The sequence below is a fragment of the Neobacillus dielmonensis genome (assembly GCF_000612665.1).
In the GTDB taxonomy this organism is placed as follows: domain Bacteria; phylum Bacillota; class Bacilli; order Bacillales; family Cytobacillaceae; genus Neobacillus; species Neobacillus dielmonensis.
In genome coordinates this window covers 19,661-38,344 of sequence record NZ_HG942085.1, presented here as the reverse complement: position 1 = coordinate 38,344, position 18,684 = coordinate 19,661, and the positions used below count along the sequence as shown (strand labels likewise).

Genomic DNA, 18,684 nt, shown 5'->3' with positions numbered 1-18,684 from the left:
GGTGTCACAGTGAAAGGATTAGTCAATTTTGTTCTGAAAAATAAACTAGCAGTCTGGCTGCTTACGATTATTATTACCGTTTCCGGGATTTATTCTGGTACCCGGATGAACATGGAGACGATTCCGAATATCTCTATTCCTTATTTAATGGTAATGGACGTATATCCCGGAGCGACTCCTGAAAAAGTAATGGAAGATATTTCGATGCCGATTGAGAAGGCAGTCGAAGGACTTGAAGATGTGAAGGCTGTTTATTCCAACTCCTATTCCAACATGTCGAGCCTTCAAGTGGAATATGAATATGGAATTGATATGGATGAGGCAAAACGGGCATTAGAATCAGCGCTAGATACAGTGAAACTGCCTGAAGGGGCTCAAGAGCCAAAAATTACGGCGATCAGCATGAATATGATGCCGGTTGTTGCCCTTAGTGTCAGCAGCTCCAAAGAAGATATTGTCGAACTGACATCGACCGTGGAAGATGTACTGCTTCCTAAAATTGAGAAAATCGATGGGGTGGCCTCAGCTACGATTACAGGTCAGCATATTGAGGAAGTGGACCTTACCTATGATGAGGCAAAACTGGCTCAGTATGGCTTGACGGAAGATAAAGTCAAACAAATGATTCAGGCTAGCAACATGGCAGTTTCCTTAGGACTTTATGAATTTAAAGAAGGGGAACAGGCCGTTTCAATTGACGGTAAATTCATGACTGTCGATGAATTGAAGAACATGATGATTCCTGTGACACCGTCTGCAGCCAATCCATCACCGTTTATCAAGTTAAGTGATATTGCAAGAATTGAAACGGTTGGTAAAGTGCAGTCTGTATCACGGACAAACGGCAAAGATGCCATTGCCATTCAAGTGGTGAAAGAGCAGCAAGCGAATACTGTTGATGTGGTCAATAAAGTAAAAGATTTAATGAAAGACCAAAAAGCAAAAATTGATGGATTAACCGTTGATGTATCGCTTGACCAAGGAAAGCCAATTGAAGAGTCGATTTCAACCATGGTTGAAAAAGCTGTATTCGGCGGTTTGATTGCCGTGCTGATCATCCTGTTGTTTTTACGGGATGTTAAATCAACAATTATTTCGATTATCTCAATTCCGGTATCGGTATTCATGGCCTTCCTGCTGCTGCACTGGCTGGATATTACCTTAAATATCATGACACTTGGAGCGGTTACAGTGGCGATTGGCCGGGTAATCGACGACTCCATCGTAGTGGTAGAAAATATCTACCGCCGCCTGCACCTAAAAGGAGAAAAATTATCAGGCCGGGCCTTGATTCGTGAAGCGACGATTGAAATGTTCAAGCCAATTCTGGCATCGACGTTAGTAACCGTTGCAGTATTTGCGCCGTTGATTTTCGTTGGCGGTATGGTAGGGGAATTGTTCGCACCGTTTGCGTTAACGATGACCTTTGCCCTGGGTGCTTCTTTGCTCGTGGCGATTACGATCGTACCTGCCTTGGCGCACGGATTATTTAAGAAAAAGTTATATGGTGAGAAAACAGAATCTAGTCATAAAGAGGCTGGGAAATTAGCCAAATGGTATAAGGGCGTACTTGAAAAGGCCCTTAATCATAAAGTCATTACTTCTGTGATCGCGGTTGTATTATTAGTAGGAAGCTTAGCGCTGACGCCAATTATTGGCTTCAGTTTTATGGGCAGTGAAGAAGAAAAGGTTATGTACTTGACGTATACTCCGGGAACTGGCGAGTTGAAGGACGATACGTTGAAAAATGTGCAAACTGTTGAAGAGAAGCTGTTAAAACGTGAAGATATTGATATCGTTCAATTATCTGTAACGGAAAGCGGCGACCCGATGGCAGCGATGATGGGCGGAGGCGGCGATGGTGCCTTGATGTATCTCATCTTCGACCCAGACATGAAGGATTTCCCAGAGGTGCGGAAAGAAATTGAGGACTATGTGACCAACATTGGCCAGTCTGGCGAATGGAAGAGCCAAAACTTCTCGTCGATGTCGATGAATCAAAATGAACTCAGCTACACCTTCTATAGCGAGGACTTAGATAAACTAACAGAATCAGTCAAAAAGGCTGAAGATATCTTGAAGAAGAATGACGGATTAGAAAAGGTAACTTCCAGTCTTGAAGACCCATATGTGGAATATACTTTCCGAACCGATCAAAATGAATTAATGAAATATGGCTTAACCACAGGGCAAATTGTTATGATGTTAAGTCCGGATAACACGAAAGATGTGTTAACGACTGTTGAGAAAGATGGGGATTCGCTGGATGTTATTGTTCAGCAAAAGCAATCGAAACAGCCAAAATCAATTGATGAAATCCTAGATACTCCTGTACCAACAGCGCTTGGCAGCACGATGCCGCTTTCTGAACTGGTGACAGTTAAAAAAGGGACGACTTTAAATACACTGGCACGCAGTAAAGGCGAATATTATGCAAGTGTATCCGGTACTGTCAAGGGTGATGATATTTCGAAAGTCACTTCTGAAGTCGGTAAGAAGATTGATAATTTAGATTTACCAAAAGGTGTAACAGCAGGAGTTGCCGGTGTCCAGGCGGATATGACGGAAACCTTTACCCAGCTTGGAATGGCGATGCTTGCAGCGATTGCGATTGTCTATTTTATTCTAGTAGTGACCTTTGGAGAAGGTTTGGCGCCGTTTGCCATCCTATTCTCGCTGCCGTTTGCAGTAATTGGCTCGTTTGTTGGATTGTTAATTGCAGGCGAAACGATATCGGTATCGGTCATGATGGGTCTGTTAATGCTGATTGGGATCGTCGTCACCAATGCGATTGTATTGGTTGACCGGATTATCCATATGGAACGTGCTGGCATGGGCATGCGTGAAGCTATCCTGGAAGCAGGAGCGACTCGTCTGCGCCCAATCCTGATGACAGCGATCGCCACCATCGGAGCGCTTATCCCACTAGCTCTGGGAAGCGGCGGCAGCGGACTTATCTCCAAAGGACTCGGCATCACCGTCATCGGCGGCCTAACCAGTTCAACCCTATTAACACTAATCATAGTACCAATCGTATATGAAATACTATCCAAACTATTCAAGAAAGATCGTAAAAATATAGACGAAAACTGACAGATGTGCGGGTGAAGCGTAGGGACGGTTCTCGTGCTTCAAATAGGTGGTTTCAAGAAAGAGGCTGAGTGGAAAACTTGGTCTCTTTTTTGGCGTTTATTGGTTCCCCGCTTATCGACAGCAATTCTACGACACTACTTTTTAACAAACTTTCCGGAACTTCGGAAGGACTTCTAATAAACTTCCGTCTTTGCGGAACTTTCCGTTTTTGTGGAAAACTCTTTTTGTTATTTCAATATAAAACCAGTTTCTGTACATGGATTTTTGCTGCCCCTCACAAGTTGGCACAAAACTTGCAAGATTATTAAATGAAAAGATTATTCACCTAAGGAGGGGCTTGACGTGAATAAAATTACATCATTGGAAGAAGTATCTTCTTTTTTAAAAGATGGGATGACCATCATGGCCGGCGGATTTATGGGGGTTGGGACACCGCAGGAGCTGATATCCGCCATTCTTAAGGCGGACGTCAAAAATATTACTTTGATTGCAAATGACACCGCTTTCGTAGAGACGGGGGTGGGACCCTTAATTACAAACAAGCGGGTAAAAAAGGTGATAGCATCACATATTGGCACCAACCCTGAGACTGGCCGGCAGATGATTGCTGGGGAAGTAGAGGTTGAATTGGTTCCCCAGGGGACTCTGGCAGAACGTGTCCGGGCAGGCGGTGCGGGGCTTGGCGGTGTTCTCACTCCAACTGGGGTTGGAACTGTGGCAGAAGAAGGGAAAGAAAAGCTGATGGTTGATGGACGGGAATACTTATTGGAAAAGCCTCTGCGAGCTGAAGTCGCCTTATTAAAAGCTTATAAAGCGGATAAGGCAGGGAATCTAGTCTATCACCGGTCAGCCCGTAATTTTAATCCATTAATGGCTCTGGCTGCAGATACCGTCATTGTTCAGGTGGAGCAACTTGTCGAAATCGGAGAAATTGATCCAGATGAAGTGATGACCCCAGGAATCTTAATCGACAAAATTATTGTAAATGGAGGGTATGTATCATGACTCCTACAATTATCAATCCAAAGCAGATCATTGCAGCACGTGTGGCAAGGGAACTGAAGGATGGAAATGTCGTCAATCTTGGAATTGGGCTGCCGACGATGGTGCCGCACTTTCTTCCCGAGGGTGTTAATGTGATTCTCCAATCTGAAAATGGGTACATCGGTCTCGGGCCGCTCGAGGGAGAAGTGGACCCGGACATTGTGAATGCCGGCGGGCAGCCAGCAGGAATTGTAAGCGGCGGTGCATTTTTTGACAGCTTGTTCTCTTTTGAACTGATCCGCGGCGGCCATATCGATGTAACGGTTCTTGGCGGACTGGAGGTCGATGAGGAGGGGAATCTGGCAAACTGGATGGTTCCAGGAAAAATGGTACCCGGTATGGGCGGGGCAATGGATTTAGTAACGGGTGCAAAAAAAGTGATTATTGCGATGGAGCATACAGCAAAAAACGGGTCGTCTAAAGTTCTCAAGAAATGCCGGCTTCCGTTGACAGGTAAAGGGGTAGTCGATTTGATTGTGACGGAGCTAGCCGTTTTCCGGGTAACCGAAGCTGGACTACTGCTGGAGGAACTTCAAGAAGGCGTTGACCTTGAGACAGTGCAGGAAAAAACGGAGGCTTCGTTTCGAATAAATCCGAAACTTCAAATATCCTAATTAGTAGATTGTCAGTGCCGGAGTAGGCAAAAAGAGAGGAAACGGTTATTGATGCGAGTCCTCAGTGCCTGAAGGAGGTCAAAAAAGGGAAGCGGTCACTAAGGAGGAAGCTCAGCGACCAAAGGCGCCCAAAAAATGAGCCAGCAGTAACTGAGCCGACCGATTCATAAACTGGAAGTTCAAAGGGGAGGAAATTTTATGCGTGAAGTCGTTATTGTTAGTGCTGTTCGTACAGCGATAGGCAGTTTCATGGGGGCGTTAAGCAATACCCCGGCAACCGAATTAGGTGCGGCGGTGATCAAGGAAGCCATCATCCGGGCCGGTATCACTGGTAAACAAGTTGATGAAGTCATCATGGGAAATGTGCTTCAGGCTGGTCTCGGACAGGGACCTGCCCGTCAGGCAGCACTGAAAGCCGGGCTTCCGGTTGAGGTCACGTCAATGGCCATCAACAAGCTTTGCGGTTCCGGACTAAAGGCCGTCCACCTTGCCGTTCAAGCAATCCAAACAGGCGATGCGGAAATTGTGGTGGCCGGAGGGATGGAAAATATGAGCATGGCTCCTTATCTTCTCCCCCAAGGTCGCACAGGTTATCGTATGGGTGATGGGAAAATCATCGATAGCATGATTCAGGATGGTTTAGAATGTGCGGTCAACCATTACCATATGGGCGTCACTGCTGAAAATATCGCCGAGCAGTATGGTCTAACCCGTAAGGAGCAGGACGAATTTGCCGCCTGGAGCCAGCAAAAAGCTGAAAAAGCCATCAACGAAGGGAAGTTTGAGGGGGAGATTGTTCCAATTGTGATTCCTCAGCGGAAAGGAGATCCGATTGTATTTCAAAAGGATGAATTCCCCCGAGCTGGTGCCAAGGCTGAAACATTGGCTAGATTAAAGCCGGCCTTTAAGAAGGAAGGAACGGTAACAGCAGGAAATGCCTCAGGAATCAATGATGGTGCCGCCGCACTAGTGCTCATGAGCCGAGACAAAGCTATTGAACTTGGAATTAAACCAATGGCTGCTATCCGCGGCAATGGTACCGCCGGAGTTGATCCGAAAATTATGGGAATCGGCCCAGTCCCGGCAACGAAAAAAGCATTGAAAAAAGCAGGGCTTACCATAGAGGACATGGATTTAATAGAGGCTAATGAGGCTTTTGCCGCCCAGTCCTTGGCTGTCGGTCGTGAACTAAACATACCAAACAATAAACTCAATGTGAACGGTGGTGCAGTGGCTCTCGGACACCCAATTGGTGCCAGCGGCGCGAGAATTCTCGTAACCTTGCTGCATGAAATGAAACGGAGCAGCGCGCGATACGGCTTAGCTGCCCTTTGTATCGGCGGCGGCCAAGGCATTGCAACCATTGTCGAAAAGGAAGAGTAATAATCTAATAAAACAGCTTCCGAAAAACCGGAACAATTCCGCTGTTTCGGAAGCTGAAATTCCTGAAATCTGGAAATCGATAAACATGATTCATGGAATTAACCCTATAATGATAATGGAAATGCTAGAATCTTCATTTCAAATCGTTTTGGCATGAAACTTGCAAGATATCAGATAAAGACAATTTCATGTAAACGCTTACTATAGAAATTGTTCTTTTTAATAATATACAAGGGGGATTTGTATGGATTTATTAGTTATTTTATTGGCACTGGGATTGTTAATCTTTGTTGCCTACCGAGGTTACTCCGTCATTTTATTTGCACCAATTTGTGCGCTTTTGGCTGTTCTGTTGATAGCACCAAGCCACGTATTGCCATTCTTTTCCGGAGTGTTTATGGAAAAAATGGTCGGATTCATTAAATCTTATTTTGCCGTTTTCTTATTAGGTGCTATTTTTGGAAAGGTTGTCGAAATGTCGGGAATCGCCGAATCGATTGCCAAAACCATCGTTCAATGGCTGGGCGCAAAGCGGGCCATGTTAACCATCGTTTTACTGGGTGCCATCTTAACCTACAGCGGCGTCAGCTTATTTGTGGCCGTATTTGCCATTTATCCGTTTGCCGCACAAATGTTCAGACAGGCAAATATTCCGAAACGGTTAATCCCGGGTACGATTGCTCTTGGTGCATTTACCTTTACGATGGACGCACTGCCAGGCACACCGCAAATCCAAAATGTTATCCCAATTTCATTTTTTAAAACAGACATCTATGCTGCACCGACTCTCGGAATCATCGGCGCAATTCTCGTTTTGGGAGCAGGCTTGCTTTATCTCGAAACCAGGAGGAAAAAGGCTGAGAAAGCCGGCGAAGGCTATTATGGGTTTGGGGAAGAAACAGCTGCTGCTTTGGAAAAGGAAAAGCTGGCTGATAATGAGCCTGCGGTTCCAGATCTTACAACACAGCAATCATTAGCAAGACAGATCCTTGCTTTTGTTCCGCTTATTCTAGTAGGGGTTTCCAATAAGATTTTTGTGACCAATATTCCGAAATGGTATCCAAATGGCTTTGACTTTAAGGCGATTGGTTTACAGGCGTATACCGTCGATGTGGCCGCATCTGCCTCGATATGGGCAATCATAATGGCACTTATTGTCGGAATCGTTACCTCTATTGCTTACGATTGGAAGCGGGTTACCGCAGGCTTTAAAGAAGGGGTCAATACCGCAATCGGCGGGTCGCTTCTGGCTACGATGAATACAGGTGCAGAATACGGATTCGGCGGTATCATCGCTGCCCTTCCAGGCTTTACGAAAATCAGTGATGGAATCTCCGGCACGTTCACCAACCCGCTAGTAAATGGCGCGGTTACGACCAGTACCCTCGCTGGAATGACGGGATCAGCCTCCGGCGGTATGGGGATTGCTTTAGGTGCCATGGCCGATAAATATAACCAAGCGATCGCTGCGGCCAACATCCCGCCTGAAGTCATGCATCGCGTAGTGGCAATGGCTTCAGGCGGCATGGACACCCTGCCGCATAACGGAGCAGTCATCACCCTGCTCGCTGTAACAGGACTTACACATAAACAGTCCTATAAAGACATTTTTGCCATAACGATTATTAAAACATTAGCGGTATTTGTGATTATTGCCATTTACACATTATTTGGAATTGCTTAATAGGAAGACAAACTACGAGACATCAAGGTTGAGAGTTTAGGAGGATTAAGTATGAGTAAAGCATTAGCAGGAAAAACAGCATTTATCACAGGATCGGCCAGCGGGATTGGCTTGGAAATTGCCAAAACCTTTGCCTTGGAAGGCGCCAATGTGGTGATTTCCGACCTAAATGCGGAAAAAAGCGAACAGGTTGCCTCAGAGCTAAGGAAACAAGGGGTTGCAGCAATTGCTGCACCTTGTGATGTCACGAACGAGGATGCCTTTAAATATAGTCTGGAGTCTGCCCGCAGCCACTTTGGAACATTGGACATCTTAGTCAATAATGCCGGCCTTCAGTATGTAGCGCCGATAGAAGAATTCCCAACGGAAAAATTTGAACTATTAGTAAAAGTTATGTTAACAGCACCATTTGTCGGTATTAAACATGTATTCCCATACATGAAAGAGCAGGGCTTTGGCCGGGTGATCAACATGGCCTCCATAAACGGCCTCGTCGGCTTTGCCGGAAAAGCCGCGTACAATAGTGCCAAGCACGGGGTCATTGGTTTGACCAAAGTCGCCGCATTGGAAGGCGCCCAGCATGGAATTACTGTAAACGCCTTATGCCCTGGCTACGTGGATACTCCATTAGTCAGGGGCCAGCTGGCTGACTTGGCAAAAACCAGGAACGTCAGCCTTGACCAAGTAGTGGAAGAAGTCTTATTGCCGCTTGTTCCGCAAAAAAGATTATTAGCTGTTTCGGAAATTGCTGATTATGCGGTATTCCTCGCAAGTGTGAAAGGCCGAGGCATAACAGGGCAGGCTGTCGTACTAGATGGTGGATATACCGCACAGTAAGGCTGCCCGTTTTTAGGAAAATGTAGTGAAGAGAAAGAGAATCCTATTTTGATAACAGGATTCTCTTTTGCTCTAATTCACATAATTTTCTAAAACATTTTGCTATAATGGACTTATTGGACAAGGGGGGGATGAGATGAATCGGCCATTTGAACAAGTTCCCAAAAGCTGGCACGAGCAAATTATTAATCTATTAGCAGAACGAGTTGTCATAGTCGATCGCAATGGAATGATTTTATACATAAATGAGGGGTATTGTGAATTTATCGGGACAACGGTTGAAGAGGCAGTGAACCGACCCGTACAGGATGTGATTGAAAACTCCCGCATGCACATTGTGGCTCAGTCTGGACAAAAAGAATTGGCAGCGCTTCAAAAAATAAATGGCAGTGAAATGATTGCCAACCGGTTTCCTATCTTTGAGAATGGAGAACTCGTTGGCGCAATAGGAAGTGTAATGTTCCGCAACCCTGAGGAGTGGCGGATGTACAAAACCAAAATCCAGAGTTTAGTTGAGGAGCTAAATTATTACCAGGCAAAGGTCCAAAGGGATTTACGCAGTAAATACACCTTCAAGGATTTAATCGGCAGCAGTCCCGCTTTCCTGGCAGTCAAAAAACTGGCGGAACGGGTATCCGGAAGCAATTCATCAGTCCTGTTAAATGGTGAATCCGGTACAGGGAAGGAGCTGTTCGCCCATGCGATTCATAACAGCAGTGTCCGGGCTGCTTTTCCGTTTGTTGCCATCAACTGTTCATCCATCCCGGAGCATTTGCTGGAATCTGAGTTGTTTGGCTATGAGGACGGTGCTTTTACCGGAGCGAAAAAAGGAGGAAAGAAAGGACAGTTTGAAATTGCCAACGAAGGAACTCTGTTCTTGGATGAAATCGGGGATATGCCTCTATCGATGCAAAGTAAACTGTTAAGGGTTCTTCAGGAGAAGGAGCTTCATCGTGTGGGCGGACATAAACCGATACCGGTTGACGTCCGAATTATCGCAGCCACCCATCGGGATTTAGAACAATTGGTAGAGGAAGGAAAGTTCCGCCAGGACTTATATTATCGTCTAAATGTCATCAAAATTGACATCCCCCCGCTAAGAGAACGAAATGAAGATATTCCAGACATAGCAAAGGCTTTATTAAACAAACTGGAGCCAAAATTTTATCGTCATGGTCTCGAGATCTCAAATGAAGTAAAGGAGCGGCTAATGCAGCACTCTTGGCCGGGAAACGTTCGGGAACTGGAAAATGTGTTGGAACGATCCATCAATGTTTTGGATGGAAAAACAATACAACTGGTCCATCTCCCTTTATATCTTAGAGATCAGGAAACCAAATCTAAAGAAGAAAATGATGGACAATCTTTTACAAGGTCGCTGTCCACCCCGTTTCGGTCCTCTATCCCATTGACTGTGCAGCCGTTAAAAGAAACGCTTGCCCAAGCAGAAAAGCAAGCCATTCAAAAAGCACTTACCATGACCAATGGCAATAAAATCGAAGCGGCAAAACTGCTGAAAGTCGGTAAAACTAGCTTTTATGACAAATGTAGGGCATATCGAATTCAATAAACCATGTAAAAGCACCTAGAATTTAGGTGTTTTTTTACATATAAATTTAAATTATTTCTAAAAAATGAATAAAATACAAAAAGATTACAAGTTTGCGCTAAAATATGACAAAATATTCCTGCTATAAATGGTATTTTTATTAGTAACAACATAATATTGGGGAGATTTATATGAAGAGATTATCAGCAATTTTCATTTTGTTATTCTGCTTCTTTCTTTACGCTGGCCAGACTGAGGCCAACGGTGGTTCCCAAATGATTATTATTAATAAAAAAACCAACACTCTCGCATTTTATGAGGGTGGGGCATTAGTGAAAACCTTTAGAGTGGCAACGGGTAAATCAAGGTCATTAACGCCGGAGGGGACATTCAGGATTGTCACAATGATAAAGAATCGGCCTTATTATAAGCACAACATCCCCGGGGGCAATCCCCGCAATCCATTGGGTGACCGCTGGATGGGGCTTGAAGTCGGTGGCACATATGGCACGACGTATGCTATTCATGGCAATAGCAATGAAAGTTCGATTGGAAAATATGTTAGTGCTGGCTGTGTTCGAATGCACAACGCGGAGGTCCGCTGGCTATTTGACCAGGTGCAGATGAATACACCAGTCGTCATTACCTATTCAGCAAGCAGCTTTGATGAAATTGCCATGGCAAGTGGGTATGGCGTGACTGTTCCATCCAGCGTTGCTGGGGTTTCCACACCGACAGACGGATGGGTACAAGCGGGCGGAAAAAAGTCTTACTATAAGAACGGTGCCGCTAGTACGGGATGGCAAACCATTGACGGTAAAAAGTATTTTTTTGATAAACAAGGTGCCATGAAAACAGGCTGGATGACCAGTGACGGTAAAAAATATTACCTGGACAGTAATGGTGTCATGAAGACGGGTTGGATTGATGTTAATGGTAAGCGCTTTAACTTGGATCAGGATGGTGTCATGAAAACGGGCTGGCTGGAGGATGGCGGCCAAAAGTATTACCTTGAAGATGATGGGGCCATGAAAATAGGATGGTTTGAGGTGAATGGACAGAAATATTATTTTGACGGCACAGGGGTTATGAAAACGGGCTGGGTGGAAGACAACGGAATGAAATATTATCTGAATGCAAATGGCATCATGAGGACCGGCTGGTTACTCGATGGCGGCACCAAGTATTATCTGGATCCAAGTGGTGTGATGAAGACGGGCTGGCTGGAGGAAAACGGTCAAAAGTATTATTTTGATTCCAATGGGGCGGTAAAGACCGGTTGGTTGGAACAGGGCGGACAATGGCACTATTTTGATGAAACAGGAATGATGAAGACGGGTTGGATTAACGAAACGGGCAAATGGTATTATATCCATTCCAATGGGGCTCTCAAGACGGCATTTTCTCCAGTCGATTCTGGAAGTTCCGCTCAAGATGTGTCGAACACAGGCTGGGTTGATTTATCTGGAAACTCTTATTTCTTAGGCAGCACTAAGGTGACCGTACCCGGTTGGGTGAACTATCAAAATAACTGGTACTATTTATATGTTAATGCTGATATGGCAGCTAGTTCCATGAATGATGTACAGATAGCGGGCTTTTAAGTTCATATGTAATAAAAATAACGGCACCTTCAGAGGTGTCTTTATTTTTTGCAGGGCTTTTTTAAAATTTGGTTGTTAATTTCTGCTCCAGTCACTTAGCGCCCCCCGACCCCGTACACCGCAGGACACTGAAATTCATCTTCGAATCCGTCCACGCACGAAGAAAGTGCGATAGTACAAAGAGAGTTTCCATGAGCTTTCTTCGCGTGAAACTATCCAATAGCATAATTGAGAATATTCGAGGTGTCGAGCTCCTTCCGTTCCAATCAACATAGTTAAAAAATCAACAATATCGTTTAACACAGCATTTTGCAAAGAAGAAAAGAATGATTCAGTAAGACTGCTAACGCAAGATAAATGGAAAGTTTTGGGTTGTAAACATATTTGTATACATGTTTACTATTTGTCTACACTGTGTTTACAAATATGTTTATATGTATACAAAGTTGTGTACATTTGATAAGAACGCCATGTATACGACTTTGTATTCAATGTTTACAAATGCGTTTACATTGAAGTTTAATGTTTACATATTGTTTACACTTTTACACTTGTATTTCTTTTGCTTCAGAGTTATTGAACAATCTATCAATCTACTATATTGTTAATAGAAGACACCCTTTTTACATACATCTATTTATTTTGGGAAGGAATGAGGAATTTGACGAAATCTAGAATTGCCGCTGTTGATGTAGGTAACGACTCAATCAAAGCAATTTTTGGCCAATTAGAATATGAATTAAATATTCCAAACATTATTGCGAGGGATACGGAGGACAGACCGGTTATCGGAATTGAGGAACTTGATTCCAAAAATCCATTGGATGGGATTCACATTAAAGTCCACTCCCCTGCCCTAAAAGAGAACAATGTCATTTACCGGGTTGGCCAGTTAGCTACTAAAGCCGATAACGCAACCGAATTAGATCCAGGCTCAAGCAAGTCAGAAGAAGATCAGACCCTGGTGATGCTGTTTGCCACATTGGCCTTGGATGCTGTTAAGGATGAAAATGCACAAATTTTTCCGCGAACAAAAAACGTTATTGACGCCCAATATACTTTAGGGACAGGCCTCCCGCTTCGTGAGGTTAAGGAAGGCAAAGACGCCGGCTACCGTTCGAGATTAGTAAGCTCTGTGCACCAGGTAGAATTCCTGGTCACTCCAAAGTATCAAGGATTAAAGGTTAATATTAAATTTAATGAAGTGAAAGTATATCCTGAAGGCTTCGCCGCTTATATTAACTTAGTCATGGACAATGATTTAAAAATCATCAACAAGGATTTGATTGATAAACGAATTCTTATTCAAGACATTGGCGGTTTGTCGACAGATATCGCAGTCATTAAAAATCGCAATGTCGACGATGATAAAGCCCAAGGATTCAATCTTGGGGTATCCGAATCATTGGAATCAATCCGTGAGGAAATCAGGAAAAAGCATGGGGTTGAACTGGATAGCCGCCGGGATGTAGTTGAGATCATAACTCGGAAAAATGACCGCAACCATATCATGGTGAAAGGAAGCCGCACCAGCGTCCATGATATTACCGACCGTATTCTGCTAGAGTTGGCTAAAAAGCAATACCGCCTGCTGCGCAATGTTTGGCAAAAGAATTCACAGTCGGAAATTTGCTATTTTGTCGGCGGCGGAGCTCATGTGCTGAAGGATTATTTGAAAACATTAAATAATAATTTGGATGGCTACAATATTGAGTTCTTTGAGGATGATAAAGAAAGCATCTGGATGATGGCCAATGCCTACTATAAACTGATTATGGATTATGTCCGGAAGCAAGAGAAACCGAAAGCGGACAAGCAGCCTGTGAAAAGCTGATAAGGTGATCCTATGAATAAGGCTGCTGGTAATGAAATGAAGAGGGGCCAGGCTATTTCGTTCCGCATCCCCTCTGATACGCCGGATCATTTAGTAAAACAGCTACAAAAAATTAAGGAAACAGAGCGGAGAAATTTTTCCAGCACCATTGCGGAATTTGTACTGCAGGGGGTCAGCCAGTCTTTTTCGCGTGAAAAAGAAACAATTACGATCCCCTTGCCTAGGAAATTGACCAAGGCGCAGCGGGATTGGCTTAAGCATGAGCATTCTGAGGCACTGCTGGGCAGCATCGTTTATCAATTGATTGCTGACCCTGTCCGCTCGGCCTCTTTATTAGCCTCATTAACAAGTAATGCATTGGATATTGATGAGGCTTTATATTTGCAGGAGCAGCTGCTTACAGAACAGCCAAACCACCATGAACATGCAGAAAAGGCCGCTAAGTTAGAGGAGGAACCGCCCTCCCCTCCTGACCTGGATATCATGGATGATTTAAACATGTTTGATTGGGAAAATGCCGTCAAAGAAACGGCGGCTACTGAGGAAGAGGAAGAAGAAGAATTGGATGCAGATGACCTGCTTGGCGGGTTTTTAGCTAATATGAATAAGTAAGGAAAAAGCCCCGCTCATAATTGATGCGGGGCTTTCTAGTAGACAAAAACTTAGTGCTGTTTATTTGGCAGCTTTTTGCTGGGCGTATTGCTCCCTTGCTGCTGGCGGTTCTTTTGATCTTTGGCTTGTTTTTCATGGATTTTTTCAACAAACTCATGTGTGCTTTCTTGATTCATTTCAGCATCCTCCTTATCCATTGGACAAATGTTAATGTGTCCTATCAGACAAGAAATCATGCGGGAAATATGGAAAATCTTTTTAAATGATTCCGTGAGCGACCATGGCGTCGGCAACTTTTAGGAAACCGGCAATATTGGCGCCAACCACGAGATTGCCTGGGCATCCATACTCTTCAGCAGCTTTCATGCTGGTTTGATAAATGTTGGTCATAATGCTATGCAGCTTTTGGTCTACTTCTTCAAAAGTCCAAGCTAATCTGGCACTGTTTTGTGCCATTTCTAAGGCGGAAACAGCGACCCCGCCGGCGTTTGCTGCCTTACCAGGACCAAACAATACCTCATTTTCTAAAAATACGTCAATTGCTTCAAGTGTCGAAGGCATATTCGCTCCTTCACCAATGGCTTTTACACCGTTTGTGACCAATAGCTTGGCGGCTGCCTCATCAATTTCGTTTTGGGTTGCACATGGCAAGGCAATGTCACATGGGACGGTCCAAATGCCCGAGCATCCTTCAATATATTGGGCTTCCGGATGATGGAGAACATACTCACTAATTCTTTTGCGTTCAACCTCTTTGATCCTCTTAACAGTTTCTAAATTAATTCCATTTTCATCTACAATATATCCGTTAGAGTCACTGCAGGCGATTACCTTTCCGCCAAATTGAGCAGCTTTTTCCATGGCATAAATCGAAACATTTCCCGAACCGGAAACCACGACTCTGCTATTTTCAAAAGTTAGACCCTTCGCTTCTAACATCTCGTTGACAAAATAAACTGTTCCATATCCTGTCGCTTCAGTGCGGGTAAGGCTTCCTCCATACCCAATGCCTTTTCCGGTTAATACGCCCGCTTCAAAGCTGCCACGAATTCGTTTATACATTCCAAATAAGTAGCCGATTTCTCGGCCCCCTACCCCAATATCCCCGGCAGGAACATCGAGGTCCGGCCCGATATGACGATACAGTTCCGTCATGAAGCTTTGGCAGAATCGCATGATTTCGCCGTCCGATTTTCCTTTGGGGTCAAAGTCCGCGCCGCCTTTGCCGCCGCCAATTGGCTGGCCAGTCAACGAGTTTTTAAAAATTTGTTCAAATCCCAAAAACTTAATAATGCTAGCGTTGACCGAGGGGTGGAAGCGTAATCCGCCTTTATATGGTCCGATAGCACTGCTAAATTGTACGCGGAAGCCGCGGTTTACCTGGACTTTTCCTGAGTCATCTACCCATGGAACGCGAAAGGAGATAATCCGATCTGGTTCGACAATTCGTTCAAGAATCCCTTGCTGTTTATAAATGGGATGCTTTTCAAACACTGGTACGAGGGAATCAAAAATCTCCTTAACAGCCTGAAGAAATTCAGGCTCATGAGGATTGCGCTTCTTCACTGTTTCAAACACCTGGTCTACATAAGACTTCGCAGACAAGGCATCTACTTGCTGGTCATAATCCACAATTTGCATAACTTCACCTTCCTGTTAATCAGAATTTTCAAACTAGATTCTATAATTGTATAATAAATTTGTTGTTATTAGCAATTATCTTGCCGACTTTTGCTGTAATAAATATTTTTTCTACCAATATTTTACTAAAAGTCGATATATAATTAATTTAAAAACTAGAAGGTGGGAAAATGAGAAAATTGCCCTGGAATATAGTTACTGCGGAAGGCAGATTAAATGATAAGTTGATACGAAATCGGGAAGTTCTTTACAAAGGCTTAAATGGCCGGTTGGTGGAAAGGTTTGTTCTTGAGAATGGGTCTTCCTACATTTTTAAGCCGTTAACCCAAAACAAACAGCTTGGGAAAGAGGTTTGGGTATATGATCACTTGCTGCCCCGCTTGCCTGAGATTTACCCAAAACTAATTGCTCATTCTGATACGGGCAATCCTGAAACATCTTGGATCATTTTGGAGGATGTTGGTTCTCTTTCCCATCAATATAACGAAGAAACCATCTGGAACGTGACAAAATGGATGGCGCGCTGGCACTCCCTTCCGGTTGAGACGTTTGCTGACATTCCAAATACAGGGCAGAAGCCACGTTTCGAGAATATTATGGCTGATGTGATAGCTAATCGTAAAGAGCTACAACTACCTCTGTTTGACATCAATCAAGCAGATATTTTTCAAGTTTTCTCCCTACTTAATAGTTTCGTATTTTCAAAGAAACTAGTCTTATCGCATGGCGATTTGCATTTGGGGAATTTTGCTGTTGCTGGTGAGCGTCTGGTTGTCCTAGATTGGGAACACGCCCATATTAACTCTCCTTTCTGGGATTTGTACCATCTACTCGATTTGTCTCACCCCCTTTTTCCCAAAAAAATGACTAGTGAACTTCGGGCCCAAGTGCTGCAGCTTTACCTGGATGAGGTCATGTTTGAAGTAGAAGATTATGATGCATTTAAACAAGAGTATTATTTATATTCAGCTGTGTTTTCGATGTGGATGGTGGGGCTGATTCAACGGGACCTTGCGGCGGAGGATGGTAAATGGCCACGGGAGAAGCTGGAGAATCAGCTGGAGGAAACAACTTCTGTATTAAAGCAGTGTCTGGAGCGGCTTTTTTAAAAAATGGCTCTGCTAGACGAAGAGCTCAAATCCTGTCTGAGTACAGGGCTGGCCGCGCCCGCGGGTTCGTTGAGCGACAAAAAAATAAGCTAACCAAGGCATTGGTAGGCCCCAGTTAGCTTGGAATTAAGCTCTTTGTTCGTAAAGCTTGATGATCTCAACAATCGTGTTGGTGGCTTTTATCATATTGTCCACGGAGATAAATTCATATTTGCCGTGGAAGTTTTCGCCGCCAGTAAAGATATTTGGTGTTGGCAGACCCATGAATGAAAGCTGGGAACCATCTGTGCCGCCCCGGATCGGTTGGACAATTGGCGTAATGCCTAAGTTCTCCATTGCCTGATGGGCGATATCGACGATTTCTTTGACAGGCTCGATTTTTTCCCGCATGTTGTAATATTGGTCTTTTAAATCAAGTACGATGGTGTCTTGGCCGTATTTTTCATTCAGCTCTTTGACGATGTTTTCCATAGTCGCTTTGCGGTTATTGAAGCTTTCTCTATCATGGTCACGGATAATGTAGTAGAGTTTGGTTTGCTCGACTTCGCCATTGAACGAGATGAGATGGTAGAAGCCTTCGTAGTTCTCGGTATATTCAGGTGCTTCTTCTGCTGGCAGCTTGCTATGTAATTCCATGCCAATTTTCATGGAGTTAATCATTTTCCCCTTAGCTGAGCCTGGGTGAATGTTGTTGCCTTTAATGGTGATTTTGGCGGCAGCAGCATTGAAGCTTTCGTATTCGAGTTCCCCTAACGGACCGCCGTCGACGGTGTAGGCGTATTTGGCATCAAAGGCTTTGACGTCGAATTTATGGGGTCCTCTGCCAATTTCCTCGTCTGGTGTGAAGGCGACACGGATTCGGCCATGTTTAATTTCAGGATGTTGAATCAGGTAGTTCATTGCGGTCATGATTTCGGTGACCCCAGATTTGTCGTCGGCTCCAAGTAAGGTGGTTCCGTCGGTGGTTATTAAAGTATGGCCTTTGTAGTTTTGCAGGTTAGGAAAATCACTTGGTGACATCACTACTTTGAGTGCCGCGTTTAAGACGATGTCTCCGCCATTGTAGTCCTCGACAAGTTGCGGGTTGACGTTTTTCCCGGTGAAGTCGGTTGCTGTGTCTACGTGGGCAAGGAAGCCGATGGTTGGCACGTCTTTGTCGGTGTTGGCAGGCAGTGTCGCCATGACGTAGCCATTCTCGTCGATGGTTACTTCTTGCATGCCGATTTCGTTTAGTTCGTCGACTAGCATCCGGAGCAATGTCCACTGGCCTTCTGTGGATGGCGTAGTGTCGCTGTTTTCGTCGGATTGGGTCTCGACTTTTACATAGGAAGTAAATCTTTTGATTAGTTCATTCTTCACTGTAGGTACACTCCCTTTTTTGAGTTTTCATGATTATCATATCACTTTATAGGGTTAGCTACACTTTTTTAGGGAGTTAAAGGGAAAGTTGACTTGTGGATAGCGGGCTTCAACTAGCGAAAGGCAAGCTAACTAGCGGAAGGAGTGCTTCAACTAGCGAAAGGAAAACTGACTAGCGGATGGAGCGCTTCAACTAGTGGATAACACGATCCAACTAGCGGATAACCCGCTTCAACTAGCGGATAAGCGGCTTCAACTAGCGAAAGGCAAGCTGACTAGCGGAAGGAGTGCTTCAACTAGCGGATACCGCGGTCCAACTAG

At 44.4% G+C, this 18,684-nt stretch carries 14 protein-coding genes; 11 read left to right on the top strand and 3 right to left on the bottom strand.

All coding sequences use genetic code 11. The features are described from left to right. The first annotated feature begins 9 nt into the window (after window positions 1-9). The 10 genes from BN2425_RS21690 (at window position 10) to BN2425_RS21645 (ending at window position 14,254) form a co-directional block, all read left to right on the top strand. Window positions 10-3,093, top strand: coding sequence for an efflux RND transporter permease subunit (locus tag BN2425_RS21690; protein ID WP_042464109.1), 3,084 nt, complete (start codon window positions 10-12; stop codon window positions 3,091-3,093). A 342-nt stretch (window positions 3,094-3,435) separates the two neighbouring features. After that, a complete protein-coding gene (atoD, locus tag BN2425_RS21685) occupies window positions 3,436-4,098 on the top strand; it encodes an acetate CoA-transferase subunit alpha (RefSeq protein WP_074433115.1) in 663 nt (220 codons plus the stop codon). Beyond that, the gene (locus tag BN2425_RS21680; protein WP_154663584.1) at window positions 4,095-4,751 is read left to right on the top strand and encodes a 3-oxoacid CoA-transferase subunit B; all 657 of its coding nucleotides are present in this window, start codon (window positions 4,095-4,097) and stop codon (window positions 4,749-4,751) included. Before atoD ends, BN2425_RS21680 begins: the two co-directional genes overlap by 4 nt. A 198-nt stretch (window positions 4,752-4,949) precedes the next feature. Then, on the top strand, window positions 4,950-6,134 hold the full coding sequence (locus tag BN2425_RS21675) for an acetyl-CoA C-acetyltransferase (RefSeq protein ID WP_042464106.1): 1,185 nt from the start codon (window positions 4,950-4,952) through the stop codon (window positions 6,132-6,134). Window positions 6,135-6,378: 244 nt separating this feature from the next. Beyond that, window positions 6,379-7,818: a GntP family permease gene (locus BN2425_RS21670; protein ID WP_042464105.1), complete on the top strand. Its 1,440-nt coding sequence runs from the start codon at window positions 6,379-6,381 to the stop codon at window positions 7,816-7,818. A gap of 51 nt (window positions 7,819-7,869) precedes the next feature. Further along, on the top strand, window positions 7,870-8,655 hold the full coding sequence (locus BN2425_RS21665) for a 3-hydroxybutyrate dehydrogenase (RefSeq protein WP_042464103.1): 786 nt from the start codon (window positions 7,870-7,872) through the stop codon (window positions 8,653-8,655). A 136-nt stretch (window positions 8,656-8,791) separates the two neighbouring features. Beyond that, the gene (locus tag BN2425_RS21660; protein ID WP_042464101.1) at window positions 8,792-10,225 is read left to right on the top strand and encodes a sigma-54 interaction domain-containing protein; all 1,434 of its coding nucleotides are present in this window, start codon (window positions 8,792-8,794) and stop codon (window positions 10,223-10,225) included. Window positions 10,226-10,395: 170 nt separating this feature from the next. After that, entirely contained in the window at window positions 10,396-11,808 is a 1,413-nt protein-coding gene (locus BN2425_RS21655; protein ID WP_052352990.1) for a L,D-transpeptidase family protein, read from the top strand. Window positions 11,809-12,469: 661 nt separating this feature from the next. Beyond that, a complete protein-coding gene (locus BN2425_RS21650) occupies window positions 12,470-13,642 on the top strand; it encodes a ParM/StbA family protein (RefSeq protein WP_042464098.1) in 1,173 nt (390 codons plus the stop codon). 12 nt (window positions 13,643-13,654) lie between these two features. Beyond that, the gene (locus BN2425_RS21645; RefSeq protein WP_042464095.1) at window positions 13,655-14,254 is read left to right on the top strand and encodes a hypothetical protein; all 600 of its coding nucleotides are present in this window, start codon (window positions 13,655-13,657) and stop codon (window positions 14,252-14,254) included. 50 nt (window positions 14,255-14,304) lie between these two features. On the opposite strand, the gene BN2425_RS21640 is transcribed toward BN2425_RS21645, so the two are convergent. Both BN2425_RS21640 and gdhA read right to left on the bottom strand, forming a co-directional pair. Further along, window positions 14,305-14,430 (bottom strand): DUF4023 domain-containing protein, encoded by a 126-nt coding sequence (locus BN2425_RS21640; RefSeq protein ID WP_154663583.1) that lies wholly within the window; start codon window positions 14,428-14,430, stop codon window positions 14,305-14,307. A gap of 82 nt (window positions 14,431-14,512) precedes the next feature. Further along, on the bottom strand, window positions 14,513-15,895 hold the full coding sequence (gdhA, locus tag BN2425_RS21635; protein ID WP_042464092.1) for an NADP-specific glutamate dehydrogenase: 1,383 nt from the start codon (window positions 15,893-15,895) through the stop codon (window positions 14,513-14,515). 170 nt (window positions 15,896-16,065) lie between these two features. On the opposite strand from gdhA, the gene BN2425_RS21630 reads away from it, so the two are divergent. Next, window positions 16,066-17,004, top strand: coding sequence for an aminoglycoside phosphotransferase family protein (locus BN2425_RS21630; RefSeq protein ID WP_042464089.1), 939 nt, complete (start codon window positions 16,066-16,068; stop codon window positions 17,002-17,004). A gap of 126 nt (window positions 17,005-17,130) precedes the next feature. Here BN2425_RS21630 and pepT read toward each other — a convergent pair whose 3' ends face one another. Further along, on the bottom strand, window positions 17,131-18,363 hold the full coding sequence (gene pepT / locus BN2425_RS21625; protein ID WP_042464086.1) for a peptidase T: 1,233 nt from the start codon (window positions 18,361-18,363) through the stop codon (window positions 17,131-17,133). Window positions 18,364-18,684: the final 321 nt, after the last annotated feature.